The organism is Actinomadura citrea, from assembly GCF_013409045.1.
Taxonomy (GTDB): Bacteria; Actinomycetota; Actinomycetes; order Streptosporangiales; family Streptosporangiaceae; genus Spirillospora; species Spirillospora citrea.
The window spans coordinates 8,515,176-8,542,006 of the sequence record NZ_JACCBT010000001.1 but is presented as its reverse complement, the minus strand read 5'-3'; the positions used below and the strand labels follow the sequence as shown (position 1 = coordinate 8,542,006).

22 protein-coding genes and 1 tRNA gene are annotated in these 26,831 nt (G+C 70.9%); 17 read left to right on the top strand and 6 right to left on the bottom strand.

What is annotated here, in order from left to right:
• Positions 1 to 87: 87 nt before the first annotated feature.
• Together BJ999_RS39125 and BJ999_RS39120 are read left to right on the top strand one after the other, a co-directional pair.
• Positions 88 to 1,341 (top strand): ABC transporter permease, encoded by a 1,254-nt coding sequence (locus tag BJ999_RS39125; RefSeq protein WP_179837882.1) that lies wholly within the window; start codon positions 88 to 90, stop codon positions 1,339 to 1,341.
• Between the two features lie 465 nt (positions 1,342 to 1,806).
• Complete coding sequence (locus BJ999_RS39120; protein ID WP_179837881.1) at positions 1,807 to 2,457, top strand: hypothetical protein; 651 nt, start codon at positions 1,807 to 1,809, stop codon at positions 2,455 to 2,457.
• Between the two features lie 563 nt (positions 2,458 to 3,020).
• On the opposite strand, the gene BJ999_RS39115 is transcribed toward BJ999_RS39120, so the two are convergent.
• Positions 3,021 to 4,508, bottom strand: a complete 1,488-nt coding sequence (locus tag BJ999_RS39115; RefSeq protein ID WP_179837880.1) for an MDR family MFS transporter — start codon at positions 4,506 to 4,508, stop codon at positions 3,021 to 3,023.
• Between the two features lie 103 nt (positions 4,509 to 4,611).
• Between BJ999_RS39115 and BJ999_RS39110 the strand changes: the two genes are divergently transcribed.
• From BJ999_RS39110 to BJ999_RS39100, 3 genes are all read left to right on the top strand, one after another.
• The gene (locus tag BJ999_RS39110; protein ID WP_179837879.1) at positions 4,612 to 5,304 is read left to right on the top strand and encodes a TetR/AcrR family transcriptional regulator; all 693 of its coding nucleotides are present in this window, start codon (positions 4,612 to 4,614) and stop codon (positions 5,302 to 5,304) included.
• Positions 5,305 to 5,396: 92 nt separating this feature from the next.
• Positions 5,397 to 6,878, top strand: a complete 1,482-nt coding sequence (locus BJ999_RS39105; RefSeq protein WP_229810664.1) for an alpha/beta hydrolase — start codon at positions 5,397 to 5,399, stop codon at positions 6,876 to 6,878.
• Positions 6,879 to 6,942: 64 nt separating this feature from the next.
• Positions 6,943 to 7,018, top strand: a tRNA-Thr gene (locus BJ999_RS39100).
• 56 nt (positions 7,019 to 7,074) lie between these two features.
• Here BJ999_RS39100 and BJ999_RS39095 read toward each other — a convergent pair.
• Positions 7,075 to 9,732 carry an ATP-binding protein gene (locus BJ999_RS39095; protein WP_179837877.1) on the bottom strand — a complete coding sequence of 886 codons (2,658 nt, stop codon included), beginning with the start codon at positions 9,730 to 9,732 and terminating at the stop codon, positions 7,075 to 7,077.
• A 106-nt stretch (positions 9,733 to 9,838) separates the two neighbouring features.
• Between BJ999_RS39095 and BJ999_RS39090 the strand changes: the two genes are divergently transcribed.
• The 5 genes from BJ999_RS39090 to BJ999_RS39070 all read left to right on the top strand — a co-directional run bounded on the left by BJ999_RS39090 (position 9,839) and on the right by BJ999_RS39070 (position 12,585).
• On the top strand, positions 9,839 to 10,381 hold the full coding sequence (locus BJ999_RS39090; protein WP_179837876.1) for a cysteine dioxygenase family protein: 543 nt from the start codon (positions 9,839 to 9,841) through the stop codon (positions 10,379 to 10,381).
• 13 nt (positions 10,382 to 10,394) lie between these two features.
• Complete coding sequence (locus tag BJ999_RS39085; RefSeq protein ID WP_179837875.1) at positions 10,395 to 10,904, top strand: pyridoxamine 5'-phosphate oxidase family protein; 510 nt, start codon at positions 10,395 to 10,397, stop codon at positions 10,902 to 10,904.
• 23 nt (positions 10,905 to 10,927) lie between these two features.
• Positions 10,928 to 11,353, top strand: a complete 426-nt coding sequence (locus BJ999_RS39080) for a VOC family protein (protein WP_218936423.1) — start codon at positions 10,928 to 10,930, stop codon at positions 11,351 to 11,353.
• A 210-nt stretch (positions 11,354 to 11,563) separates the two neighbouring features.
• On the top strand, positions 11,564 to 11,968 hold the full coding sequence (locus BJ999_RS39075; RefSeq protein WP_179837873.1) for a VOC family protein: 405 nt from the start codon (positions 11,564 to 11,566) through the stop codon (positions 11,966 to 11,968).
• A gap of 83 nt (positions 11,969 to 12,051) precedes the next feature.
• Positions 12,052 to 12,585 (top strand): DinB family protein, encoded by a 534-nt coding sequence (locus BJ999_RS39070; RefSeq protein ID WP_179837872.1) that lies wholly within the window; start codon positions 12,052 to 12,054, stop codon positions 12,583 to 12,585.
• 159 nt (positions 12,586 to 12,744) lie between these two features.
• Here BJ999_RS39070 and BJ999_RS39065 read toward each other — a convergent pair whose 3' ends face one another.
• Entirely contained in the window at positions 12,745 to 13,119 is a 375-nt protein-coding gene (locus BJ999_RS39065; RefSeq protein WP_179837871.1) for a MarR family winged helix-turn-helix transcriptional regulator, read from the bottom strand.
• 75 nt (positions 13,120 to 13,194) lie between these two features.
• Here BJ999_RS39065 and BJ999_RS39060 point away from each other — a divergent pair, with 75 nt between their 5' ends.
• Positions 13,195 to 14,673: an MFS transporter gene (locus BJ999_RS39060; RefSeq protein WP_179837870.1), complete on the top strand. Its 1,479-nt coding sequence runs from the start codon at positions 13,195 to 13,197 to the stop codon at positions 14,671 to 14,673.
• A gap of 524 nt (positions 14,674 to 15,197) precedes the next feature.
• Here the strand turns inward: BJ999_RS39060 and BJ999_RS43340 are convergent.
• Together BJ999_RS43340 and BJ999_RS42705 are read right to left on the bottom strand one after the other, a co-directional pair.
• Positions 15,198 to 17,618 carry a VIT domain-containing protein gene (locus BJ999_RS43340; protein ID WP_268247866.1) on the bottom strand — a complete coding sequence of 807 codons (2,421 nt, stop codon included), beginning with the start codon at positions 17,616 to 17,618 and terminating at the stop codon, positions 15,198 to 15,200.
• Positions 17,615 to 18,406, bottom strand: a complete 792-nt coding sequence (locus tag BJ999_RS42705; RefSeq protein ID WP_179837868.1) for a MerR family transcriptional regulator — start codon at positions 18,404 to 18,406, stop codon at positions 17,615 to 17,617. Before BJ999_RS42705 ends, BJ999_RS43340 begins: the two co-directional genes overlap by 4 nt.
• A gap of 533 nt (positions 18,407 to 18,939) precedes the next feature.
• Here BJ999_RS42705 and BJ999_RS39040 point away from each other — a divergent pair.
• Both BJ999_RS39040 and BJ999_RS39035 read left to right on the top strand, forming a co-directional pair.
• Positions 18,940 to 20,148, top strand: a complete 1,209-nt coding sequence (locus tag BJ999_RS39040) for an RNA polymerase sigma factor (protein ID WP_179837867.1) — start codon at positions 18,940 to 18,942, stop codon at positions 20,146 to 20,148.
• A 177-nt stretch (positions 20,149 to 20,325) separates the two neighbouring features.
• Positions 20,326 to 21,552 (top strand): C40 family peptidase, encoded by a 1,227-nt coding sequence (locus tag BJ999_RS39035; RefSeq protein ID WP_229810662.1) that lies wholly within the window; start codon positions 20,326 to 20,328, stop codon positions 21,550 to 21,552.
• A 143-nt stretch (positions 21,553 to 21,695) separates the two neighbouring features.
• On the opposite strand, the gene BJ999_RS39030 is transcribed toward BJ999_RS39035, so the two are convergent.
• The gene (locus BJ999_RS39030; RefSeq protein WP_179837865.1) at positions 21,696 to 22,187 is read right to left on the bottom strand and encodes an inorganic diphosphatase; all 492 of its coding nucleotides are present in this window, start codon (positions 22,185 to 22,187) and stop codon (positions 21,696 to 21,698) included.
• Positions 22,188 to 22,405: 218 nt separating this feature from the next.
• Between BJ999_RS39030 and dacB the strand changes: the two genes are divergently transcribed.
• From dacB to hpt, 4 genes are all read left to right on the top strand, one after another.
• Positions 22,406 to 23,725 carry a D-alanyl-D-alanine carboxypeptidase/D-alanyl-D-alanine endopeptidase gene (dacB, locus tag BJ999_RS39025; RefSeq protein WP_229810661.1) on the top strand — a complete coding sequence of 440 codons (1,320 nt, stop codon included), beginning with the start codon at positions 22,406 to 22,408 and terminating at the stop codon, positions 23,723 to 23,725.
• 140 nt (positions 23,726 to 23,865) lie between these two features.
• Positions 23,866 to 24,975, top strand: coding sequence for a zinc-dependent metalloprotease (locus tag BJ999_RS39020; RefSeq protein ID WP_179839117.1), 1,110 nt, complete (start codon positions 23,866 to 23,868; stop codon positions 24,973 to 24,975).
• A gap of 65 nt (positions 24,976 to 25,040) precedes the next feature.
• Positions 25,041 to 26,036 carry a tRNA lysidine(34) synthetase TilS gene (gene tilS, locus BJ999_RS39015; RefSeq protein WP_179837863.1) on the top strand — a complete coding sequence of 332 codons (996 nt, stop codon included), beginning with the start codon at positions 25,041 to 25,043 and terminating at the stop codon, positions 26,034 to 26,036.
• A gap of 123 nt (positions 26,037 to 26,159) precedes the next feature.
• Positions 26,160 to 26,723, top strand: a complete 564-nt coding sequence (gene hpt / locus BJ999_RS39010; RefSeq protein WP_179837862.1) for a hypoxanthine phosphoribosyltransferase — start codon at positions 26,160 to 26,162, stop codon at positions 26,721 to 26,723.
• Positions 26,724 to 26,831 lie beyond the last annotated feature (108 nt).

Genomic DNA, 26,831 nt, shown 5'->3' with positions numbered 1-26,831 from the left:
CCCCACCGATCTTCGCGTCGCGCGGTTCCGGCCGCGCGATCTCAGCACCCGGCCGCGCGCCGCGTCCCCGGCATCGAAGGAGGCCAGGTGAGCGCCCTGGAGATCCTGCGCTTCGCGGTCCGCGGGCTGTCGGCCAACAAGCTGCGCAGCTCCCTCACCACGCTCGGCATCCTGATCGGCGTCGGCGCCGTCATCCTGCTCGTCGCGGTCGGCAACGGCTCGTCCGAGCAGATCAAGAAGAGCATCCAGCGCCTCGGCGCCGACTCCCTCACCGTCACGCCGTCCACCACGGGCCGCGGCGGCCCGGGCGGCTTCGGGGCGACCGACCAGGCCTCGGGCCCGCGCACCCAGGCCCGCGACCTCACCGCGGCGGACGCCGAAGCCCTCACCGCCGCCGGCCAGGCCCCGTCGGTCAGGACCGCGTCACCCGTCGTGACCAGCCAGTCCGTCACCGCGGGGTACGCCGGCACGAGTGCGACCATCGGCCAGTTCGTCGGGACGACCCCGTCCTACTTCGCGGCGGCGAACAAGACCCTCGCGTCCGGCGCCGCGTTCACCGCCGAGGACGTCGCCGCCGCGCGCAAGACGGTCGTGCTCGGCAGCACGGTGGCGTCCGACCTGTTCGGACGGGTGAACCCGATCGGCAAGAAGATCGACGTGGGCGGGATCCGCTTCACCGTCGCCGGCGTCCTCAAGGCGACGGGCTCCTCCTCGTCCACCTTCTCCGACCCGGACAGCATCGCCGTCGCGCCGCTCCCGGCCGTCCAGGAGACCCTCACCGGTTACGGCGCGCTCGACCAGATCATCGTCCAGGCCACCGGCAGCGGCGCGGTCGGCGCCGCCGAGGCCGAGGTCACCCAGATCATCGGCCAGCGGCACGACGTGGCCTCCTCGGGCGCCGCCGACTTCACGGTCTCCAGCCAGGCGAGCGTCCAGTCGGCGGTCAGCGAGTCGAGCCGGACCTTCACCGTCCTCCTCGGCGCCGTCGCGGCGATCAGCCTCCTGGTCGGCGGCATCGGCATCACCAACATCATGCTGGTCACCGTCACCGAACGGACCCGCGAGATCGGCATCCGCAAGGCCATCGGCGCCCCGCGCGGCGCGATCCTCGGCCAGTTCATCGCGGAGGCCACCGTCCTCAGCCTCACCGGCGGCCTGCTCGGCGTCCTCGCCGGCGTCATCGGCAGCCTCTTCACCATCGCCGGCGTCAAGCCCGTCCTGGTGCCCTCGTCGATCGTCCTGGCCCTGGCCGTCTCCCTGGCGATCGGCCTGTTCTTCGGCAGCTACCCGGCCAACCGCGCCGCCAAGCTTCGCCCCATCGACGCCCTACGCCACGACTGACCAAGGACCCCATGCGCCCCCAACCCGCGCCGCTACCGCCCACGCGCCCGAATGCGGCAGACGAACGCACCTCGCCATCCGCACCCGTCACCCACCCTGACGATGCGCACCCAGCCACGCCTCCCGCCCTTCCCCCTTCCGACAAGCACTCCACTCCGCCGCAGCCGCCCAGGCCGGCGAAAGCCACCAGCACCTTCCACTCCTTCAAGGCGACCGCACACGGGCGACCTGCCCTTTTGCCCTGGCGGGCGTGCACGGACATCGCCACGGCGAAGGAGCCGGAGAACCTCCGGAGGATCGCCGCCGACAGGTCGCCGGGGGTGCATCGCCGTTCGCCTGGCGGGCGCAGCATGCGTTCACGGGCGGGCGGGCCGGAGTGGGCGGGGCTGCCGACAGTTGGGGTGAGAGGGACAAATTGGGACGCCGTTCGTGTGGTGACGGGGCGCTGTGAGTGAGAGGCGGGACATGTCTGAGAACCCGATGGGGGACGCGGAGCTGCTGGCGAGCTCGCCGTTCGACGACGATCTCGACACCGAGCCGGCGGCGCGGCCATCGCCAAGGTCTCTGCCAGGGCCGACGCTCTACCTCGCGGCCGGGGTCCTCCTCGTTGCCGGCTTCCTCGGCGGGGTCCAGACGCACAAATGGTCTTCGGGCGGGACCTCCGGTGCGTCCGCCGGCGGCGATGCCGGAGGGCAGGAGAGAGGACGCGCCAGGACCAACGGCTACGGCGGGCCGCCCGGCGCCTCGGCGCCACAGGGCGGCTATGGCGCCCCGGGCAACGGCGCGAACAGCGGACCGGGCAACGGGTCGGGCAACGGGCCGGGCGGTGCACCGGGCGGCGCACCGGGCGGCGCGGCCAACGGGACGGGGTCCCGCCCGGGCGGCGGTTCGGGAACCGCCGGGACGGTGACCAAGGTCGTCGGCAGCACCCTGTACCTGCGCACCGCCTCCGGCGAGACCGTGAAGGTCAGGACCACCGGCACGACCAAGATCCGCATTGTCGAGGACGGCAGGCTGCGCGACCTCGGCGCGGGCACGACCGTCGTCGTCCAGGGTTCCACGGGCCAGGACGGCTCCCTTACCGCGACCACCGTGAACGAAGGCTCCGGCCGTTGACCGCCCCGACCTGCGCCAGGTTCCTGACGTGGGGGTCGGCGGAGCGAAGAAGGAGGAAGATCTCAATGGGCACCACGCGCGCAATCCGGATGCTCGGCACCCTGACCGTCGGTGGGGCGATCCTGCTGACCACGGCCTGCGGAAGCGGCGACACTGCCGCGGGCTCGGGCAAGACGGCCGGAGCCGACCCCATGGCCTCGTTCCGCGCCTGCCTTGAGAAGCAGGGCGTCGATCTCCCAGGCGGCAGAGCCCCAGGTGGCGCACCACCATCAGCCCGCGCGTCGGATCGTCCGAGCGGCGCCCCGACAACTCGTCCAAGCGGTGCCCCAGGGGGGCCACGAAGTGGACGCCCCTCCGGCGCCCCGACAGGCCGACCAGATGGGCTCCCGACCGGCAGCCGCCCCTCCGGCGTTCCGACCGACCGCCCGACGAGGTCCGCGGCAGAGCAGAAAGCCATGCAGGCGTGCGCCTCCCTGGCCCCACGGCGCGGCAACGGCAGAGGGCAGGACGCCCCGCCCGCGCCCCCGCAACAGACCAGCGGCAACTGACCCAGCCGAGGCCGGTCAGGCCGGGGTGAGTGGGGTTTGTTTTGGTTTGCGGGGGACGGCGAGCACGGGGACCAGGGCCGCCACCAGGAACACGGCCATCCACCAGAAGGTGTCGGTGAAGGCGTTCGCCAGGAGGGACGGTGAATCTGCCGTGTGGTGTGCGGCGGCCTCGTCCAGACTGCCGGATGCGCCCGGGATCTCGTGGCGGATCCCGATCTGGAGGACGACCGCCGTCACCGCCGTGCCGAACGAACTGCCGACGCGGACCAGGATGTTCGCGCCGGTGGTCGCGGCAGGCACCGCTTCGCGGGGGAGGCCCTGGTAGGCCATCGCCATCAGGGGCGGCGCGATCATGCCGTGGCCGAGACCGACGACCAGCATCGCGCCCATGATCGTGGTTCGTCCGGTGTCGGGGGAGAGGGTGGTGAGGGCCACGGTTCCGGCGAGCACGCAGAGGATGCCGCCGACCACGAGCCACCGTCCGCCGAAGCGGTCGCCGAGCCGCCCCGACACCGACATGGTGGCCATCGCGCCGAGCCCCATCGGTGCCAGCAGCCAGCCCGCGTCCAGGGCCGACTCCCCGCGGACGATCCCCGCGAACAACGGAACGAGGATCATCAGGCCGAACATCGCGGCGCTGTAGAGGAAGAACCCGCCGGTCGCGGCGGCGAAGGCCCGGGTGCTCAGGCGGCGCAGGTCGATGAGGGCGCCGTCGCCCCTGCGGAACGCGTGCGCCGCGAACGCCGCAACGAGGACACCGCCGGCGATCGCGGTGACGAGAAAGCGTCCACTGGTCAGGTGGGTCCCGTTGCCGGCCTCCGACAGCGCGTACACCAGGGCCGCCAGGCCGGGGGACAGGAGCACCATGCCGATGACGTCCAGCCGGGCGTCCTTGCTGCGCTCACCGTCGCGGGGCAGCATTCGCAGGGCGGCGAGCAGCGCCAGCGCGCAGAACGGGACGTTCACGAAGAACATCCACCGCCAGCTCAGGTTGTCGACGATCACGCCGCCGAGCAGCGGGCCCAGGGCCGGGGCCAGCATCGCGGGCACCGAGACGATGCTCATCACGCGTCCCATCCGGTCGGGCCCGGCCTCCCGGACGAGCATCGTCTGCCCGACGGGCATCAGCATGCCGCCGCCGAATCCCTGCAGGACGCGGAACGCGATCAGTGAGGGCACCGACCAGGCGAGCCCGCACAGCAGCGACCCGCCGATGAACAGGCCGAGCGAGACGAGCCACATCGTCCGGGCCCCGAACCGCCGCACCGACCACGCGGTCAGCGGGATCGCCATCGAGAGGGCGAGGGTGTAGCCGGTCACGACCCACTGGATGGTCGAGAGCGAGGTGCCGAAGTCACGGCCCAGCGCGGTGATCGCGACGTTGACGATCGTGCTGTCCAGGACCGTCATGATCGCGCCGAGCACCACGACGACCGCGAGATTGCGCAGGTGCGGATCGATGGGCGCCTTCTGGACGGGCGGTGCGGTGTCTGCCGTGGTCATCCCGTTCCCCTCCGGTTTCCGTACGCCGTATCGGCAACACCATACAGCGTCTCGCTCGTTCCGTACACCGTATCGATACGCCGTATCGCGTACGATCTCAGGTGTGGCGGCAACACCGAGGTCAGGCGATGTGTGGACGCGTCAGCGCGGCGGACGCCGGCCGAAGCTGACACGCGAGGCGATCGTCGAAGCGGCGATCAGGCTGGCGGACGCGGAGGGCCTGGACGCGGTGTCGATCCGCCGCATCGCGAGCGAGCTGGGCGTCCGGGCGATGAGCCTCTACACGCACATCGATGCGAAGGAAGACCTGCTCGACCTGATGTACGACGAGGTCGCCGAAGAGGTCCTGGTCCAGGGCGAGCTGCCGGGCGGCTGGCGCGAGGCGATGATGGAGATCGCCCGGAAGGAGCGCGAGGCAGGGCTGCGGCACCCCTGGATGCTGCAACTCGCGGGACGTTCCCCGCGTATCGGACCCAACGGCCTGCGCCACATCGAGCAGTCCATGGCCGCCGCCGCCCGGCTCACCGACGATCCGGACGGCATGCTGGCCATCGTCAAGACGATCGACCACTACATGCTGGGCTTCATCACGATGGAGCGGCAGGTCGCCGAGGCCGCCCCGCAACGCGTCCAGACGACCCCCTTGGAGCAGTCGTACGTACAGCTGCTGGTGGAACGCGGCGAGCTCCCTCACCTCAAACCCTTCCTGGAGACGAGCTTCTACCGCGGCGACAGCTTCGAGCTGGGTCTCAAGTGGCTTCTGGACGGCATCGAACACGAATACCGAGGGAAGTAGCCCTCGACCACCATGCCGACGTAGCGTAGGCGGCGGCGTACGTGCCGCTACGACGAGACGGGGACCGGGTGCGGGCAGCGAGACTCATCAGCGTGGCTACTGTGCTGGTCCTGGCGACGGTCACCGGCTGCGACGGCGGCGACAAGAACACGAGCCAGGCCGCGAGCGTTCCCACGGGCCTCGGGCAGTTCTACGGTCAGAAGCCGTCCTGGAAGGGCTGTGGCAACGGCTTCGAGTGCGCGACCGTACAGGTCCCCTTGGACTACACCAAGCCGTCCGGCGAGAAGGTCGGCATCTCGCTCATCAGGCTCCCTGCCGAAGACAAGTCCGAACGGATCGGTTCGCTTCTCACCAATCCCGGGGGGCCGGGCGGTTCCGGGGTCGACTTCGTTCGCCAGGCTGCCCGCACCTTCGGGAGCGACCTGCGCCGCCGTTTCGACATCGTCGGCTTCGACCCGCGTGGGGTGGCGTCCAGCGACCCCGTCCGCTGCAACACCGGACCCCAGTTGGACGAGTTCTTCGCCACCGACGCATCCCCGGACGACCCGAACGAGACCAACAAGCTGGGCAGCGAAAGCAGCGCCTTCGCACAGCGCTGCAAAGCCAAGGCCGACTCGGAGCTTCCCCACGTCGGCACGGTCGACGCCGCCCGCGACATGGACGTCCTACGCGCCGCCTTGGGCGACCAGAAGCTCACCTACTACGGCGCCTCCTACGGCACGTACCTGGGCGCCTTCTACGCCGAGCAGTTCCCCAAGAACGTCCGAGCCCTCGTCCTGGACGGCGCCGTCGACCCGAAGCTGTCGTCCACCGACCTCCTGATCGAGCAGGCCAAGGGCTTCGAAACCGCCCTCCGAGCCTTCGCCGACGACTGCGTGAAGACGGGTAGCTGCCCCTTCGGCAACACCCCGGACGCGGTCATCGGCCAGGTCTCCTCCTTCCTCACGTCCACGGACAAGAAGCCCCTGAGCAACACGCGCGACTCCCGCAAGGTCACCGAGTCCCTGGCCGTGATGGGCATCGCCCGGGCCCTTTACGTCAAGGAGTACTGGCCCGTCCTGCGCCAGGCGCTCACCCAGGCGACGCAGAAGGGCGACGGCACCCTTCTCCTGGCGCTCGCGGACGAGATGGTCGAGCGCAAGGCGAACGGCACCTACAGCAACCAGACCGATGCCAACATGGCCGTCAACTGCGTCGACAAGCCCAACCCGTCGAACCTCGCCGCCTACGGCAAGGCCGCAGAGCAAGCCAAGAAGGTCGCGCCCCGCTTCGGACCGTTCGTCGTCTGGGGCGGCCTCCCGTGCGTCTACTGGCCCTCCCAGACCGAACAGGCCCCCAAGCCCATCACCGCCCAGGGCGCCGCTCCCATCGTCGTCATCGGAACCATCCGCGACCCCGCAACCCCCTACAAGTGGGCCCAGAGCCTGGCTGACCAGCTCTCCAGCGGCGTCCTCCTCACCTTCGACGGCGACGGCCACACTGCCTACCTCCAAGGCAACTCCTGCATCACCAAGGCCACCGACGACTACCTGATCAGCACCGACCCGCCCAAGAACGGGACCACCTGCCGCTGAATAACCAGTGCACGCCCACCCCCCAACACCCGGTAGACTGCTTCCCGCCGTGCCCACACGGCACGCCGCCTTAGCTCAGTCGGCAGAGCGATTCACTCGTAATGAATAGGTCATCGGTTCGATTCCGATAGGCGGCTCCACGTCAGAGGCCCCTTCCGATCCCGGAAGGGGCCTTTTGCTAACAGGCGGTGTCCAGTTAGAGGCGCGCCAGCAGGGCTTTGGTGTGGTCGCGTTCGGCCTGTGCGTCCAGGTTTTCGAACGCCGTGAGGGCGCGGGCGAGTTCGGCGCGGTCGTTGTGGAGGCGCCCGCGGGCGCGGGCGAGGCAGGCCGCGGCCCAGGTGTTCTCTTCGGCGAGCGGGGCGGCCGCCGCCAGCAGGTCCGGCGCGTCGGGGAGGCGTGCCGCCACGGCCAGTTCCGCGCCCGCCGCCCGCGCGTACACGAGGTATTTGTCCAGTGAGGCGTCGACCGCGAACGCCCTGCGTACGAGGGGTTCGGCGGTGTCGTACCGCTCGTCGTGGAGGGCGAGGCGTGCGTCGACGAACGCCGCGACCGGTGCCGTGCAGAGCATGCCGCCGGCCACCTCCGCGGCACGCGCCCGCCACAGCGCCACCGCCCTCGCCTCCCCGATCATCGCGCTGGCCAGCACCGTCATGCTCACGGCCGGCAGCATCCAGAGCGGGGCGGGGCGTCCGGCGCGGTCCCACTGGTCCAGCATTCGTTCGGCGTGTCCGATCGCGTCGTGGAAGCGGCCGGTCAGCACGAGCGGCTGGACGAGGCGGCTGGCCGTGAGGTGGGTGTCGCGCAGCAGGTCGTCGCCGATGCCCGCGCGGGCGGCGGCCATCGCGCCGGGCAGGTCGCCGGTCATGATCGCGTAGGCGCAGGCGCGGCCGTAGGTGTTGCAGATCTCCGGTGCGCAGTACGGGTCGTCGCGGTCCATGGACGGCAGCAGCGCCAGGCGTTCGCGGGTGATGCGATTGGCCTCGCGCAGTCGTCCGGCGTGTAGTGCCGCGGTCCCGGCCGCGCACAGGCCGGAGCTGATCAGGACGGGGTCCGCGGTCGCCCGGGTGGCGGCGAGGGCGGTCGACGCCAGCTCGGGGTCCGGCGCGCCCCGGTCCGGGCCGGCCAGCCACGCGCGGGCCAGGGCCAGGCGCGCCGTGACCGCCGGGTCGTCGCCGGGCCCGGCCGCGACCGCCTCGTCGAGGAGGCCGCGCAGGTGCTCGTACGGGACGCCGGGCTCGAACGCCTCGGGGAACCGGCAGGCCGTCTCGACCGCGCGGGCCAGGTCGATCGCCCGGCCGCGGTCGTCGCCGGCCCGTGCCGCCTGTTCGGCGGCCTCCAGGAGCAGCTCGAACACGTGCTGGTCGGACGTGGTGCTGACGTGCGCGCACCCGGCTCCCGCGCGCAGGTCGCGTGCCGCCGACGCGGCGCTCGTCGCGAGCGCGGCGGCGGTCCGGTGGTGGGCGAAGGACTCCAGCAGGTGGCGGCGGGCGAAGGTCAGGTGCGCCAGCGCGCTCGCCAGCCGGTGCGTCACCTCGCCCGGGCCGCCGGCCGCGGCCAGCGCGACGCGCAGGTCCGCGGCCGTGGCGTCGAAGTCCTCGCGCCAGGTGGGATCGCCGATCCTGACCTCCGTGGCGGACGCCGCGTCGGCGGCCCAGCAGAGGTGCCGCGCCCGGGTCTTGTCCTCCTCGCCCGCGGCCGTCATCTGCGCCAGCGCGAACGCGCGTACGGTCTCCAGCAGGCGCCAGCGGCTGACCCGCCCGCGCACGTGCACCACGAGGCTCTTGTCGACCAGCCGGCCGAGCAGGTCCGCGACGCCCGCGCGATCCCCGCCGACGGCGGCCGCGGCGTCCATGTCGAAGGCCCCGACGAACACCCCGAGCCGCCGGAACAGCGTCTGCTCCTCCTCATCGAGCAGGTCGTAGCTCCACGACAGGACCGCGCGCAGCGAACGGTGCCGCTCGTCGCCGCCGCGTACGCCGGACAGCAGCCGCAGCGCGTCGTCGAGCGCCGCGAGCAGTCCCGTGGGGCCCAGCGACGCGCCCCGGGCCGCGGCCAGCTCGATCGCCAGCGGCATGCCGTCCAGCCGCGCGCACAGTTCCGCGACAACCGCGGGATCGGCCACGAACTGGGGGTCCGCGGCCAGCGCCCGGTCGTGGAACAGCCGCTCGGCGTCCGAGCCCAGCGGCAGCGGGGCGATCGGCACGCTGCGCTCGCTCGGTACGCCGAGGCGTTCCCGGCTGGTCACCAGGACGCGGGTGCCGGGGCAGGCGGCCAGGATCCGTTCGGCGAACTCGGCGGCCTCGTCGATCACGTGCTCGCAGTTGTCCAGGACGAGCAGCGACCGCCCGGTGCCCAGCCGCGCCGCGACCGCCTCCTCCAGTGGCTGGTGCGACCCCTCGGTCACCCCGAGCGTGGTCGCGACCGCGCGGGCCACGAACCCGTCGCGTACCGGCACCAGGTCCACGAACGCCCCACCGGACGGGAACAGCGCCACGGCCTCCTCGGCAGCCACCGCGGCCAGCCGGGTCTTGCCCACCCCGCCCGGGCCCAGCAGCGTCACCAGCCGGGCCTGCTCGACCGCGGCCAGGACGGCGGCGCGCTCGGCCGCACGGCCCACGAACGTCGTCCCGGACACCGGCAGCCCGGCCATCCGGCCCGGCTCCCGCTCCCCGGATCGGGCCAGCTCGGCCAGCGCCCACCGGTCGGCCATGCCGTACTTGCGCAGCAGCGACGACACGTGACTCTCCACCGTGCGCACGGAGATGTGCAGCCGATTCGCGATCTGCGCGTTGGACAGCCGCGCACCCAGCGCGGCCAGCACCTCGGCCTCCCGCTCAGAGATCCGCTCCGCCACCCTGGGCCCCTTTCCGTGGCAGCGTCCGTGGTGTTCTGCGGTCAGCACGGATGACCGCACGACCCCGTCGGGGCGACGCTGGAATCACCTGACAGGGGAGGACACCATGAACACCCTAACCGTGCGCCCCGCCACAGAGCTGGACGAACTCCTCACCGCCGTACGCGGCGCGGTCGCCCGCGACGCCGACTGGCGTGAGACCGCGTCGTACGTGGGCGAGGCACTGCGCGAGCACCTGCCTTCGCCCGGCCTGCTTCCCGCGGATCTGTTCGGAGGCGAACGCGGCACGTACCGCAGCCGGCGCCTGCATGTGGAGCCGGACGGCTCGTTCTCGATGGTGGCGATCGTCTGGCAGCCCGGCGCGCTGACCCGCATCCACGACCACGTGACCTGGTGCGTGTTCGGGGTCCTGGCCGGCGTGGAGCACGAGGACCTGTACACCCTCTCCGAAGACGGCACGACCCTGATCGAGGCCGGCCACAACCCGAACACGACCGGCGAGGTCAGCGCCTTCGCCCCGCCCGGCGACATCCACCGTGTCCGTAACGTCGGCGACGAGACCGCCGTCTCCCTGCACATCTACGGCACCGACCTGAACCGCATCGGCTCCAGCGCCCGGCGCTTCTACGACCTCCCGATCCAGAGCTGACAGGAGACACCACATGACCACGCCGAACGAGACCACCGAGATCCTGAACCGTCCGCTGAGCCGGGAGATGCTGGCCCGCGACATCACCCGCCTGGCCTACGTCGCCAAGGACGGCACGCCGCGGAACGTTCCCGTCGGGTTCAGCTGGAACGGCACCGAGATCGTCATGTGCACCGCGTTGAACGCCCCGAAGCTCGCCCACCTCCGCCAGAACCCGGCGGTCGCCCTGACGATCGACACCGAAGTGCACCCGCCCAAGATCCTGCTCATCCGCGGCCACGCCGAGCTCGACGTCACCGACGGCATCCCGGACGAGTACCTCGAAATGAACAGCACCTACCAGATGACGCCGGAGCAGCGGGTCGAGTGGGAGGCCGGGGTGCGTTCGCTGTACCACGAGGGCATGGTCCGCATCGTCGTCACACCGACCTGGGCGAAACTGATCGACTTCGAGACGACCCTCCCGAGCGCCGTCGAGGAACTGATCCAGCAGCAGGCCGAACGCCAGGCGTCCGACTCCTGAGGGCAGGCGACATGACACTTCGAATGGACCACGTCAGCATCGTCGTCGCCGACCTCGAAGCCGCCGTCGCCTTCTTCGCCGAACTCGGCATGGAACTGGAGGGCAGGGCCCCGATCGAGGGCCGCTCGGCGGAGCGGGTGAACGGATTCGACGACCTCCGCGCCGAAATCGCGATGATGCGGACCCTGGACGGCCACGGCAAGCTCGAGCTGACGAAGTTCCACGCGCCGGCGGCGATCAGCGCCGATCCCGACCCCGCACCGTCGAACACGCTGGGCATCCGCAGCATCATGTTCGAAGTCGACGACGTCGAGGACGCCGTCGCCCGCCTGCGCCCCCACGGCGCCGAACTCGTCGGCGAGATCGCTCGGTACGAGGACGCCTACCTGCTCTGCTACGTCCGCGGCCCCCAGGGCATCATCGTCGCGCTGGCCGAGAAACTTCGGTGAGCAGCGTGACCCGCGGCGGCCGTCCAGCACCCGGACTGCTGGACGGCCACCTCCACGCCGCAGCCGACACGAACGAGATTCGGCCCGTCGAGCCTTCCGCACACCTTCACACCCTGCCGGATGAGGACTTTCAACACGTCTTTCAAGGACGCCGCTACGCGTCCCACGTGGGCGTAGTGGGTTTGCCCAGGTCGCATTAGTCTGCCGGGCATGCGCATGCTGCACCTCGGGCTGCGGGTCACCGACCTGGAACGCTCGCACGCCTTCTACGCCGCGCTCGGGTACGCCAAGGTCGGCAGCGTCCCCGAAACCGGCTTCGGCAGTCTCACCATGCTCCAACTGCCTGACGATCCGTTCGTCAGCCTTGAGCTCGTGCACGATCCCGCGAGACCGGTCGAGGACACCGGCGCCGTCAACCACCTGGTCGTCCAGGTGGACGATCTCGAGGCCGCGATCGCCGATCTGGCGGCCAACGGCGTCACGGCCGAGCCGCCGGCCGAACCGGGGCCGGGGCTCCGGACATCATGGCTGACCGACCCCGACGGCTACCGGATCGAGCTCGTGCAGTGGCCGCCCGGCCATCCGCCAGGCATGACGAAAGCCGACTTCGTCTGAGACGGCACAAACGGGTGTCGAGGTTCTGACCAGTGCCTCGTCTCGTGCCTGCTCTAGGGGCTGACCGCATTAACCTTCGGCGGATGCAGAACCGTCCGGACCAGGTTCCCGCGCTCCTCGATGGCCCAGGCGTCGAGGTGACGGATGCTCGTGAACTCCTCCTCGGATACCTGGAGTGGTATCGCGAGGCATTGATGCGCAAACTCTCCGGGTTGCCGGACGACGAGCTCCGCGCGCCGGTCGAGCCGTTGGGGTGGTCGCCGCTCGGGTTGGTGCAGCATCTCGGCTGGGTCGAACGCCGGTGGATGCGCTGGGGATTCGCCGCCGAAGACGTTCTCGCCTACCCGCCCGGGGGCGATGCGGCCGAATGGACGATTCCTCTTGACCGGTCCACCGCACAGGTCATGGACGCTTACCGTCTGGAGGTCGCCTGGACACGCACGCTGGTGGAGGGTGCCTCGCTAGACGACAAGGCCCGCCTGGGCGGTCGCTTCCGTACGTCCGATCAAGCTCCGTCCCTCGGCAGGATCCTCTTCCACCTGCTCCAGGAGTACGCGCGCCACGTCGGTCACCTCGACATCGCCCGCGAGCTGCTGGACGGGACGACCGGCGAGTAGCGCCGTCGGCGCGGCATTGCTCGATCGGAACCAGTCAACCGAGGTCTTCGACCCCACCACGACCACGGCGCCCCCAGGACGAGCCGACCTGGCCGTTCGGGCATCCGAAGGCCGGCGAGTGGTTCTCCACTCGCATCGCCTGCGCCTGACGCACCCGGGTCAGTCGGTCAGGTGCTCGGCGAGGATCTTCAGATGGGTGTCGCGGGCCTCGGCGTGGCAGCGGCGGCCGTCGTCGGTGATCTCCACGAAGACGCCGCGGCGGTCGGCCTCGCAGAGCCCGCGCACGACGTAGCCGTGCTTCTCCAGGCGGGCGACCGTCCGGGACAGGGCGCTCTGGCTGAGGTACATGGCCGCGGCGATGTCCTGCATGCGACGCTTCTCACAGGCTTGATCGACGAGACGGTCGAGCGTCTCGTACTCGCTCATGCTCAGGCCGTGGGCGTCCTGCAGAGCGCGGTCCAGCGCGCACGCGACCGTGTTGTAGCAGGTCGCCAGCTTGCGCCAGCGGTCGACCAGAGCAGACTCCGCCTCCATGCCGCGCATCGTACCATGCGTGCGCATCAGATGCACAGGCATTAAATTCGGCGGAACTTTGTGCGTGGACATTTGATGCATGTGCATGTACTGTCCTTCGACGTGACTATCACCGAGACCTCACCCGACTCCGCTGTCCGCGCGCCGGGCGCCGTGGGCGCGCCGGCCGAACAGACCTGGACCCCCCGGCTGTGGGGCGTCCTCGCCGTCCTGTGCGCCGTGTTGTTCCTCGACGGACTCGACGTCTCGATGGTGGGCGTCGCGCTGCCGTCGATCGGCGCTGAACTGGGCCTTTCGACCACGTCGCTGCAGTGGATCGTCAACGGCTACGTCCTCGGTTACGGCGGACTGCTCCTGCTCGGCGGACGCACCGCCGACCTCCTGGGCCGACGCCGCGTGTTCCTCGCCGCTCTCGCCGTGTTCGCGGTGGCGTCGCTGGTGGGCGGTCTCGTCAACGACGGCACGCTGCTGATCGCCACACGGTTCGTGAAGGGGCTGGCCGCCGCGTTCACCGCGCCGACCGCGCTGTCCATTCTGACCACCACCTTCCACGAGGGGCCGGCGCGCAACCGGGCGCTGTCGGTGTTCTCCGTTTTCGGGGCGAGCGGCTACTCGTCCGGGTTGATCCTCGGCGGGCTGCTGACCAGCTTCGGGTGGCGCTGGACGTTCCTGACGCCCGTGCCGCTCGCCGTGATCGCCCTTGTCGCCGGCATCGCGCTGATCCCGCGGGACCGGTCGGCGGCCGAGGGAGGGCACGACCTTCTCGGCGCCGTGACGCTCACCGGCGGCATGCTGCTCGCGGTCTACACCGTGGTCTCGGCGCCCGAGCGCGGCTGGCTGGACCCGGTCACGCTGGGCTCCGTCGCCGTCGCCGCGGCCCTGCTGATCGCGTTCTTCGTCACCGAGAAGAAGGTGCGCCACCCGCTGATCCGGCTCGGCATCCTGCGCATCGGCTCGATCGTGCGGGCCAACCTGAGCATCGTCGCGCTGTTCGGCTCGTACCTGAGCTTTCAGTTCATGATGACGCTCTACCTGCAGGACGTGCTGCGCTGGTCGCCGCTGAAGATGGCCATGGCCCTGCTGCCGGCCGGGCTCCTCGTGGCCTTCGGCTCACCGTTCGTCGGGCGCCTGATCGACCGGTACGGGACGCCCCGCCTGATCATCAGCTCGATGACCTCCCTGAGCCTCGGTTACGCCTGGTTCCTCGCCACGGCCGGAAACGCTCCGCACTACGCGTTCACGATCCTGCCCACGATGCTGCTGCTGGGCGGCGGGTTCGCGTTCGGCTTCAGCTCGATCATGGCTCAGGCCACCGACGGGATCGACGACTCCGAGCAGGGGCTGGCCTCCGGCCTCGTCCAGACCTCCGGCCAGGTCGGCGCCGCCCTGGTCCTGGCCGTGGTCACCGCGCTGGTCGCGGGCGGGACGGCCGCCGGCGGTGACGGCTTCGCCGAGTTCCACCCCGGAGTCAACCTGGTCAGCGGCGTCGCCGTGATCGGACTGGCCCTGAACCTGATCCCGCTCCTCCGCCGCTACCGTCCGAAGCACACCTGACCGTCCCCCGCCAACGTGGGCCGGACCGCGCCTCCCACAGCGCGGCCCGGCCCACGCCCGTGCCCAGCGCCTGTTGCCCGCACCTCCTACTCGCCAGTCAGGCCACGCTTCTTCCTCGCGCTTCCCGCCCGAAGAGGGTGGTCTGCGTTTCCTGGCGTGCGGTGGGGCATGTGCCTCTACCTCGCGCCTCCCGCCCGAAGAGGGCGGTCTGCGTTTCCTGGCGAGCGGTCGGGCATGTGCCTCTACCTCACGCTTCCCGCCCGAAGAGGCGGTCTGCGTTTCCTGCCGTGCAGTCGGGCAGGTGCCTCTACCTCACGCTTCCCGCCCGAAGAGGAGGTCTGCGTCTGCTGCCGTGCGGTGGGGCATGGGCCTCTACCTCGCGTTTCTCGTTCGGCAGGCGCAGGTGTCATCGCCACCTGCCACGTCACCGGGGTAGTCGTGCCCTGGTTCGCTCTGCTCTGTGCGCCATGTGGGTGTGCGGTGCGGCGGGGGCGGCCTCCTGCTGCGGGCGCCCCCGCCTCGGGTCAGCTGGGGCGCTTCCAGAAGGGGCGGCGGGGTGGGGACTCGCCGGTGAAGTCGGCGAGGACCTGGAGCGCGCGGGTCCACTGGTCGTTGACGGTGGGCTGGTCGGCGGTGGGGCGGAGGCGGTGCAGGTCGTCGCGGAGCTCGGCGAGGGGCTTGGTGTCCAGGGAGAGGGTCTGCATTCGCTGGACGATCGACTCCAGGATGGGGAGGAGTTCGCTCAGCAGGTGCTGGACGCGCTCTTCGCCTGTGTCGGGGACCTGGCGGAGGCGACCCAGGACGTTGGCCAGTTCCTGCTGGAACCGGGTGAGGGGCGAGGGTGCAGGGCCTGCCGCCCGCCGGGCGCGACCGGCGGGGCGACCGGCGGGGCGGCCTGAGACCGGGGGCGGCGCGCCGTAGCCGGGAGGGGCGCCCTGCGGCATGGGAGGCGGGCCGGAGGGGGCGGCCGGCATGGGCGCAGGGGACATGGGGGCCATGGGGGCTGCACCTGCCGGCGGGGCGGCGGCTTCCATGTCGGCGGCGAAGGCGGCCGGGGCCATCCGCGGGGCGGCCATCGGTGCGGCTCCCGCCCAGCCGCGGGGCATCTCCACCGGCTGGACGACCTGGTGCGGCGCCTCGCCCTCGGTCGCGACCCGGCTGTCCACGGCGACGAACGCGGTGAAGCGGCACAGGACGCCGAATCGGAGGGAGGCCGAGATGATGCGCTGTTCCAGGTCGTCGGGGCCGCCGACCGTGTACTGATCCTCCAGGTCGCGCAGGTGTGCGCGGGCCCAGATGGATCGGGCAGCCGGGTTCTCGGCGACGACGCCGGTGGCCTGCTGCGCCCAGGCCGTGCCGTCGGAGGCCGTCCCCCGCACGGACAGGGCGCCGGAGGGCGCGCCTCGGAACCGGCCCGCGATCTGGAGCGGCACCCCGGGGAACAGGGCGCCCAGCCGGGCGGGCGCCACGGTGCCGGGGATGATCTCCAGCCCGTCGGCGTCCAGGTCGAGGCCGGTGGCCAGCGGGGCGGCGATCCGGTGGTGGATGTGCTCCATCGCCTCGTCGAGGCGGTCCTCGGACTCCACCAGTTCGCAGCGGCCCCGCCCGATCGCGGCGAGGCGGTTCAGGAAGCCGGCATTGACGGCCTGGTCGATGCCGACCGTGTGCACGCGGACGCCGTTCAGCCGTGGTTCGAGGTGGGCGAGGAGCTGGTCCTCGTTGCCGACCTGGCCGTCGGTGATGAGGACGAGGACCCGGTCGCGGTTGGGGTCGGCGAGCAGGCGGCAGCCCTCGTCGAGCGGGGTGAGCATCTCGGTGCCGCCTCGCGCGCCCAGCGCCGCGAGGTGCTCGACGGCGCGGAACCGGTTGCGGTCGGTGCCGTCGACCAGCCCGGAGCCGAGGTCGCGCGGGCGCTCGATGACGGTGTCGAAGGACAGGACGGCGAACCGGTCTTCGGCGCGGAAGGTGTCGACGATGCGCGCCGCGGCGCGGCGGGCGGCGACCATCTTCCAGCCGTGCATGCTGCCGGAACGGTCGAGGACGAGCACCACGTCGCGGGGGCGGGGCCTCGCCTCCCCAGAGGGCAGGACGGTGAGGCTGAACGTCCCTTCCTCGCCGGACTCGTCCGGGATGAGGGAGAGGGCCGCGCTCTCGCGAGGGGCGAAGTCGAGCCGCAGGACGAAGTCGCGGTCGAGCCGCTCGCCCGGTTGCAGGCGCACGGTCGTCCGCTCGCCGTCGCCCTCCTCGGCGACCACGTGCAGCGCCGACCGGATCTGGGTGAGCGGAAGCCCGGCCGGATCGATGTCGACCCTGAGGGCCAGGTGAACCGGGTTGGGGAAGCCGGGCAGCAGGACGGGCGGGCTGATCCGGGACGCGTCGGGCACGGCGCCGGTGTCGTCGGCCACTCCGGGGCCTGCGCGCTCACCGTCGAGCGGAGCGCCGGGGATGTAGCGGGGGGCGACGACGAGGGGGAAACGGAACGTCGCGCTGGACGCCGACTCGTGCGGCAGCGGCTGGTCGAGGGAGAGGCGGATCGTGACCCGCTCGCCCGGCAGGATGTTGCCCACCCGCATGGTGAACACGTCCGGGCGGTCTTCCTCCGCGATGGCCGCGCGTTGACCCGCGGCGATGGCGGTGTCGTAGTCCTGCCGCGCCTGCCCGCGCTCCTTCAGCCTCCCTTCGATGACCCTGTCCGCGGCCTCCATGCGCAGTGCGGTGACGGCGGCGCGGTCGGGCAGGGGGAAGATGTAGGTGGCCTCCAGCGGCACGTCGAACGGGTTGCGAAAGCCTTGGACGATCTCGATGCGGGCGGCGAGGCCGGTGAGGGACGCGTGCACGTCCACGGAGTCGAGCGGCAGGTTTCCCCTGTCGGTGCTGAGCGCGCCGAGCCCGTGGTCGGGTACCGGCGGCGCGGTCTCGGGTAGCGGCAGGATGCGCACGGTCACTGAATCCTCCGGGGTGGGTCGGCGGGCTGGAAGTCGGGGCTTTCGGCGGGGTCTCGCGCCGGGTCGAGCAGGCCGCGGCGTCGCAGTTCGTCGAGCAGCGGACGCGCGGCCGCCTCGATGGCGGCGAGGTCGTCGCCGTTCAGGTCCGGGATCTCGAGGAGCACGGTGAGGCCGGGCGCGAGGCGGACGCCTTGGACGATCGCGGGTCGGGGCTCGCCGTAGGCGCTGATGTCGACGTCGCGGCGGAAGGACACATCGGGTCGCGTGCTCCAGAAGTTCCCTCTCTCGCCACCCCCCGCCCCTTCGGGGGCTGTTGGAGGCATGCCCTGGCTCTCCGGCCTTGCCTGGGGGTCGCCGAGGGGAGCCCGATCAGCGTCCCGAGTGGCCGGCGTGTTCGAGCCGGGGCGTCCGGCTGCTCGGCCAGGTGAAGCGCCGGGGGCCGGTGAGTAGGTCGAACGGGCGTCCGGCGGGTGAGGGAGAGCGGCGATGCGGGCCAGGTCGGCGTCGGTCGCGGCGGCGAGCTCGACCTGGATCTCGGCGATGGAGGCGCCCGAGGCCTGGCGGCGCTTCACCGCGACGAGCTGGAGGAGATGGCGGGGCCCGTACAGGGCGGTGCGTCCGCGGCGGCCGAGGGGCGGGTCGATCAGGCCGATCGTGGTGTACCAGCGGATCAGCCGCTCGTTGGGCAGGTCGCGCACCCGGCCGCTGACCTGCGCGGACGCGTCGGCCGCGAGAGCCGCGGCGGCACGGTCCGCCAGTTCGGCGATCGTCCAGGTGTCGTCGTCCATGGCTCGATGATGACACTGTAACGATGACAGTGTCAACTTCGTTCAGATGAACCTCCGCGAGGCAGGACGGGGTGACCGAGGACAGGACGTTGCCGTCGGCCTGTTGATGGCCGGCGCCATTGCCGAGTGTCGTCTCTGGACGTAGGCGCGCTTGCCTGGAGACGAACCCGTCGTCGAATTGCCCTCTGAAGCGTCGCGGTGGCGGTATTCGCCCTTTGGGTCACTGTTTGGTTAGGCCTTGATGGCCGTGGCCGGAAGTGCGGTCTGGCCGGTCGTAGAATGGTCATTCCAGACTGGAGGCCCGAAATAGCACTCAATCGCTCTCGGTGACCACGTGGTCGCCCACCGGGGCGGCGTCCAGGTCATGGGAGCCGACGAACCTTGCAGTATCGCGGTCGAAGTACCGCGAAGTCCATTAATTGTGGACAGACTCCCGAAATACCTGATTAAGGGGTAAGAATAATGTTCGGTATCGGCGTGTGATCTCTTGAATTTGCTGGTAAAGGTCGCCTGCAGCCTTTAGCTTCTCTGGCATGAGCGACGATCTCCTGGTCGAGACGCTGCGGGAGCGCGACCCCGGCGCCCCGCCCGCGGTCTACGACGCCCATGCCGAGGGGCTCTACGCGTACTGCTGGTCCCAACTGCGGGGACGTGACGCGGCACAGGTCGCCCTGCGGGACACCTTCATCGTGGCCGAGGCGCACATCGGCAAGCTGCGCGAACCCGAGCGGTTCGGGCCATGGCTCTACGCCATCGCCCGGCTGGAGTGCGCCCGCCGCATGCCGTCCGAGCACCAGGTGCCGGACGTGCCGGTCACCGGCCACGACCAGGAGGACGTAGACCAGCGCATCACGGTATGGCGGGCGGTGCTGGCGCTGCGGCCCCTCTCCAGGGAGATCCTGGAACTGCACGTCAGGCGCCAGTTGTCGGTTCCCGACCTTGCCAAAGTGTTCGGGGTGTCGCTGAGGGACGCACAGACGGCACTCGACGGCGCGCGCGGCGAGCTCGAAGCGGCGTTGACCGTGGAGATACTCGCGAACAAGGGGGCCTGCGGTTGTCCCGAGCGCGCCCTCCTCCTGCGCGAGCGGCGTGGCGATCTCACCGACGACATCAGCAGGCGGCTGGTGGAGCACGCGCGAGTGTGTGCCGCCTGTGGAGCTCTCCGTCCCCGAACCATGTCGGCCGCCCAGGTCTACGGGCTGCTACCGGACGTGTTACCCGCGCCGGAGATGCGGCTCAGGGTGATGAGTTGCTTCCTGGATCCGGAACTTGTCGGCTACAGGCTCTTCGTGGCCACTCGCGTCACCGAGTTCAGGTCCGATGGGTTTCCCGTCCAGACCGCCTTCGGACGTCCCGGACGGACGTCCCGACAAGGTCGGCGCTGGCGGTTCGGCCGCACCCGTAGGGCGTCCAAGGAGGAGGGGGCTGCCAAGCTCTGCGCACAGGTCGGTCGTGCTTTCGCCGTGCTCGTGACTGTTGCGCTCCTGTCCGCGTCCGGGGTCGCCTCCATGTACGCCGTCGGTGCCCGGCGGGAGTCTAGGGACGAGCGCGCCGCCCCGCGCCCGACGGCAGTACCCGGCATCTCGCAGAGGCCCGGATCTGGGCGGCAGCCGCATCCACACGCGTCCGACACCCTCGACGCCATCCCCTTGGCCACGTTTCCCCCGGGGGCACAGATGTCGTCCGCTCCGCCGGGTTACCGCTCCCCGATTCCCAAGGCCCGGACCGCGCCGGCCAGGTAGCCCTCCGTAGGCGAACACCAGGTCGAGCGCTTCCGCCCCACCTCCATCGCGCGGCGTTTGTACCTGCCATTTCCCGAGTCAACCCCTCTTCGTAGCTGATCATTTGCGCTAGGCAGGAACGCGGGCGGGGAGGACGTGATCATGGCACCTGGCGCACCTGAGCTACGTCGCCGTCGCGTGACCCCGTTTCCCGCCGGTGGCAGGGCGCTGCGGTTGGTCGCGCTCACCTCCGGCGTCGCGATCGGCATGAGCGTGCTGGTGCCCGGCGCGTCCGCCCGCCCGTCCGACCCTCCCGGACCTAGCGCGAAGGACGTCGAACACAGCGAACGCGACGTCAGGGAGAAGGCGGCCGAGGTCGGGCGGACGAAGGCCGTGCTCGCCCAGGCGGACGGCGAACTCGACAGGCTCGCCATCGCCGCAGAGGCCGCCGTGGAGCGTTACAACGGTGAACTGGTGCAGCTGCGGCGCGCGCAGGAGGCGTACAGGGACATCCAGGGGAGGCTTGCCGAGGCGAACCGGAGAGTGGAGGAGGCCAGAGCCGAACTGGCGTCCTTCGCCTCGCGGGTCTACCAGGACAACACCGGCTACGACCCGATGTCCTCGGCTGTCGCGGGTGAAGGCGGGCCCCAGGGATTCATGGACCGCGCCGGCATGGTCAAGATGCTCGCCGAACGGCGAACGGCCATGTTCCGCCGGGTCGAAGCCTCCCAGACGGTCGCGGACGTGTTCCGCCGCCAGGCGAAGACCGCGCTGGACGAGCAAGGCGCGGCGACGAGGCGCGCCGACGAGGCCAAACGGTTCGCACAGGACGCCGTGGCCACCCAACAGGCCGCCGTCCAGCGCATCGAGACGGACAAGCGCCGTCTAGAACGCAAGCTTGGCAAGGCGCAGGCGAAATCCGCAGAGGTCAAGCGCGCGCGGGAACGGGCGCTGGAGAAGGCGCAGACGCGCAAGTTCCGTTCGGACTTCCCCGTTCCGAAGGTGGCGCCGCCCGAGGCGCGCGGCGCCGTCGCGGCCGAGGCGGCGCTCAAGTGGCTCGGCACGCCCTACTCCTGGGGCGGAGGCGGCATGGACGGGCCGACATACGGCATCGCGCAGGGCGCCGGGACCGTCGGCTTCGACTGCTCAGGCCTGACCATGTACGCGTGGAACAAGGCGGGTGTGCAGCTCGACCACTGGACGGGCACCCAGTGGACGTCCGGACCGCACATTCCCATCAGCAAACTACGTGCAGGTGACCTGGTCTTCTTCGCGACCAACCGGTCCGATCCCGCCACGATCCACCACGTCGGGCTCTACCTCAGCAACGGCCGCATGGTGGAAGCGCCCTACACCGGCGCGCAGGTACGCATCGCCAGCATCCACCGGCACGACCTGGTGGGGGCCACACGTCCCGCGGGCTGACGGAAGTCCCCGAAGAAAGCGAGAACCCTTCTGTAGAAGTCCTACAGAAGGGTTCCTCACGAGCGTCGCGTGGGCGGCAGGGAGCGGGTCGGCGCCGTCCGCGACTCCACACGGCCCGGCCGGCCGCACGGGCCGGGGACGGTTCAGTGGCCGCCCTGGTCGGAGGCGCGCTTGAAGGAACGCTCGATCTCCTGCTCGGCCTCCACGCGTCCCACCCAGCTGGCGCCCTCGACGGACTTGCCGGGCTCCAGGTCCTTGTAGACCTCGAAGAAGTGCTGGATCTCCAGCCGGTCGAACTCGGCCACGTGGTGGATGTCGCGCAGGTGCTCCATGCGGGGGTCCGTGGCGGGGACGCACAGGACCTTGTCGTCGCCGCCGGCCTCGTCGGTCATGCGGAACATGCCCACGGCGCGGCAGCGGATGAGGCAGCCGGGGAACGTCGGCTCCTGGAGCAGGACCAGGGCGTCCAGGGGGTCGCCGTCCTCGCCGAGGGTGTCCTCGACGAACCCGTAGTCGGCCGGGTACTGCGTGGAGGTGAAGAGCATGCGGTCGAGCCGGATGCGGCCGCTCTCGTGGTCCACCTCGTACTTGTTCCGCTGGCCCTTCGGGATCTCAATCGTGACGTCGAAATCCAAGATGTCCTCCGCTCCCTGCGCGCTCGCAGTGAATAGTCTTTCGGGAGCCTGTGGGCGAGGCCGGCACCACAGGTGAGTGTTCCCCTGTATAAGGATGTCGCACGTTGGTGAGTGCTGAGTGGGAGAGGGGCGGTCGCGTGCCTGGACGGGGCCGGGCCCTCGCAGTCGTGTCGTTGTCCCTCCTTAACGTTTTCGCCGTCGCCGCGGGTCTGGCAGTGGTGAAACTCACACCCGACCGGCGCCTGTCGCCGCAACCGCCCAGCGTGGCGGCGCGCGACCTGGTGCGGATCGCGCCGTCGTCCGCGGCGATCCCCGCCGCCGAGCCCGGGTCGGGGCGTCCGCCCGCCCCGTCCGCCCTGGCGGGACGGCTCTCCGCACTGATCGGGGGACCGCAGGCGAAGATCAACGCGGTGGTCGTCGACGCGGAGACCCGGCGGCCGCTGTACGAGCTGCGCGCCGGGCAGCCCGCCACCCCGGCCTCGACGACGAAGCTGGCGACGTCGGTGGCGGCGCTGGCCTCGGCCGGCCCGGCCCACCGGATCACCACCCGGGTCGTGCGCGGCACCGGCGACGGGATCATTCTGGTCGGAGGCGGGGATCCTACCCTGACGGCGCTTCCGTCGCGTCCGGGCGCCGGCCACCCGCCCTACGCGTCGCTCGCCGACCTGGCCCGCCAGACGGCCACGGCGTTGAAGGCTTCCGGCGCGGGCCAGGTTCGCGTGGACTACGACGCCTCCGCCTATCAGGGGCCTCGTAAGGCCGCCAGCTGGAAACCGAACTATCTGCCCGACGGCGAGCTGGCGCCTGTCAGCGCCTTGACCGTCGACGAGGGGCGTGTGGCGCCATCGGACCCGTCCAGCAAGACGCGGGTTTCTGACCCGCCTTCTGCTGCGACGAGGGAGTTCGCGCGTCTGCTGTCCAAGAACGGGGTCAGTGCCAAGGCCGGGGGTTCGACGGTCGCGCAGAAGGAGGCCGTGCAACTCGGTGCCGTCCAGTCGCCGCCGCTGTCCGCGCTCGTGGAGCATCTGCTGACCGACAGCGACAACGACGTGGCCGAGGCGGTGGCACGACAGGTGGCCATCAAGCTGGGCCGTCCCGCGACGTTCGCCGATGCCGCGCAGGCCGTCCGGCAGGTTCTCGCCGGGCTGGGCGTGGCCGAGGGCGTCTCGGTCAACGACGGCAGTGGGTTGTCGCCCCTCAACCGCATCTCGCCTTTGGCGCTTGCCCGGATCGTCTCGCTCGCCGCCGGCGGGGACCATCCGAACCTGCGCCCGGTCATCACCGGTCTGCCGATCGCGGGGTTCTCCGGGACGTTGGGCCCGCCCCGCTACACCGTGCCGGCCAGCCAGGCGGGCGCGGGCATGGTGCGCGCCAAGACCGGCACCCTGGCGGGAGTCAGCACCCTGGCCGGACTCGCCTACGACGCGGACGGACGTCTGCTCGCCTTCGCGTTCATGGCGGGGGACGGCAAGGGACCGGTCGACCCCGGCAAGCTCGACCAGCTCGCCGCGGCCGTGGCCACCTGCGGATGCGGCTGATCTGAGGCCCCACACCCGAGCCGTGGCGCGGGTGTGGGGGCGTCCGTACGGGAGATAACCAGGACGGTTGTTCGTTGAACGACCATGCAGGGCGCTCCGGCGCCGCGTTCCGAACGTACGGTGGTGACATGAGCGCCTCAATGATCGACTGGAACCTGGCGGTCCAGGCCGGCACCCGGCTCGTCAGGCCCGGGCCGCAGGTCACCCATGCCGAGGCCCGTGAGGTCGTGAAGGAGCTGCGCGCCCTGTCGCAGATCGCTCATGGGCACGTGCGGGACTTCACCGGCATGGCGTCCGAACTCGACCCCGACCCCGCGACGATCGTGGACAGGCCCGGCTGGATCCGCGCGAACGTGGACGGTTTCCGGGTGGTGCTGGAGCCGCTCATGGAGCAGATGTCGGAGAAGGGCAACGGCGGCCCTCTCGGTGGGGCCGGCAACGTCGTCGTCCAGGCGGTCGGTTCCCGCGTCACCGGCATGCAGGTGGGCGCGATCCTGGCGTACATGGCGAGCCGTGTCCTGGGCCAGTACGAGCTGTTCCTGCCGCCGGACCCGTCCGGCCGTGCGCCGACAGGGCGGCTGACTCTGGTCGCGCCCAACATCGTCCACGTGGAGCAGGAGCTCGGTGTGGAGTCGCGTGACTTCCGCCTCTGGGTCTGCTTGCACGAGGAGACGCACCGCGCTCAGTTCACCGGCGTCCCATGGCTGCGCGAGTACGTCCAGGACCAGATGACCAAGTTCCTGCTCGCGTCCGACCTCGACCCCGGCATGATGCTGGACCGCATCAGGGACGCGGCCGAGGCCGTCGCCGACGCCGTGCGCGGCGGTGACTCCAACCTCATCGACGCGATCCAGACGCCGGAGCAGCGGGAGATCCTCGACCGCCTCACCGCCGTGATGACGCTGGTCGAAGGGCACGGCGACTACGTCATGGACGCGGTGGGCCCCGAGGTCGTGCCGTCCGTGCAGCAGATCCGGTCGCGCTTCCAGGGACGGCGCTCGGGCGGTTCCAAGCTCGACAAGACGATCCGGCGCCTGCTCGGAATCGACCTGAAGATGAAGCAGTACGCGGAGGGTTCGCGGTTCGTGCGGAGGGTCGTCACCGAGGTCGGCATGAACGGCTTCAACCAGGTCTGGCAGTCGCCGGAGACGCTCCCGACCCACGACGAGATCAAGGAACCCACCCTGTGGATGAGCAGGGTCGTCGGTACACGCGCCATTGACGCCCCGCCGGAGGCCAACGAGGCCTGACCACTGCGCCCTTGAGGCCGTCCCCGCCTCGGGCGCGCGGCGCCGTGTGATGGTAGACGTTTGCCATGGGCCCTGATCCGGCTGTGGCGGCGGTACGTCTTGCGGTGCGTCGCGTGCTCGCCGACCTGCCCCAGGGGGCGATGGTGCTGGCCGCGTGCAGCGGGGGCGCCGACTCGCTGGCGCTGGCCGGGGCGTTGGCCTTCGAAGCGCCCAGGGCAGGACGTCCGGCCGGAGGCATCACCATCGACCATGGCCTGCAGAGCGGCTCGGACAAGCGGGCCGACGCGGTGGTCCGAATCATGGCCGCCCTTGGCCTCGACCCAGCGGGTTCTGTCGCGGTCACCGTCGACGGACCTGGGGGCCCAGAGAACGCGGCCCGCGATGCCCGGTACACGGCCCTGGATGATGCCGCCCTTCGATTCGGCGCTACCGCCGTCCTGCTTGGTCACACGCAAGACGACCAGGCCGAGACCGTCCTGCTAGGGCTGGCGCGTGGTTCCGGAGCCCGCTCGTTGGCCGGCATGCCCGCCAGATTCAGGCGCTCCGACGTCTTGTACTTGAGACCTTTGCTGGAGCTTGATCGCGCCACTACCCGCCGCGCCTGTAAGGCCATGGGGCTGGACGCCTGGGACGACCCCCACAACATCGACCCCGCCTACGCGCGCGTACGGGTCCGGCACGAGGCCCTTCCCGTCCTTGAGAGAACGCTCGGACCGGGGGTCGCCGAAGCGCTGGCACGGACGGCCAGGATGCTGCGCGACGACGCCGACGCCCTCGACGAGATGGCCGCTCGCGCCTACTCGGACCTGGAGACCTCCGAAGACGGCGTCGATGTGGCCGTCCGCCTGGAAGGGCTCGAAGGGCTGCCCAGAGCCGTCCGAACGAGGGTCCTGCGGACGGCGGCGGTCAGGGCCGGCAGCCCACCGGGTACGCTCGCGGCGGTCCATATCGATGCAGTGGATCGGCTGGTCACGGCCTGGCACGGCCAGCGGCACGTGGATCTGCCCGGGGGGCTGCGCGCCGTCCGGAGGTCTGGGAAGCTGCTGTTCGGCCCGGTTTGACGTCGCGGCGTGTGCGGATCGTCACGCGTCGCGTCCGCCGCGCACGGCCCGAACGGCGCGCGGCGGTGTCCGTCCGACGTCCGTCCCACCGGACGGGCGAGGTCTGAGCTATGAGGTGGGGTTGTGGACGAGAAGGACCTGGGCAACGACCTGGCGAAGGTGCTGATCCCCGAGGACGACCTGCAGGCGAAGGTGCGCGGGCTCGCCGCGCAGATCGACGCCGACTACGCGGGCAGGGACCTGCTGCTCGTCGGGGTCCTCAAGGGCGCCGTCATGATCATGGCCGACCTGGCGCGGGCGCTGCACTCGCCCGCCTCCATGGACTGGATGGCCGTGTCGTCCTACGGCTCGGGCACCAAGTCGTCCGGCGTCGTCCGCATCCTCAAGGACCTCGACACCGACATCCTCGACCGGCACGTCCTGATCGTGGAGGACATCGTCGACTCGGGCCTGACGCTGTCGTGGCTGGTGAGCAACCTGCGCTCGCGCAACCCGGCCTCGCTGGAGATCTGCGCGCTGCTGCGCAAGCCGGAGGCCGTCACGACCGACATCGACGTGAAGTACATCGGCTTCGACATCCCCAACGAGTTCGTCATCGGCTACGGGCTCGACTATGCGGAGCGGTACCGGAACCTGCCCTTCGTCGGAACCCTGGCCCCGCACGTGTACGGCGGGGACGGATCCTGAGCGTCCCGGAGGGGGCCGGGGGACGGCGGGGAGGGCCTGATCGCCCCGGACGCGCCCACACTGCTCGGAGGCGCATCAACGTCCCAGGGAACAAGCGACCGTGACGAA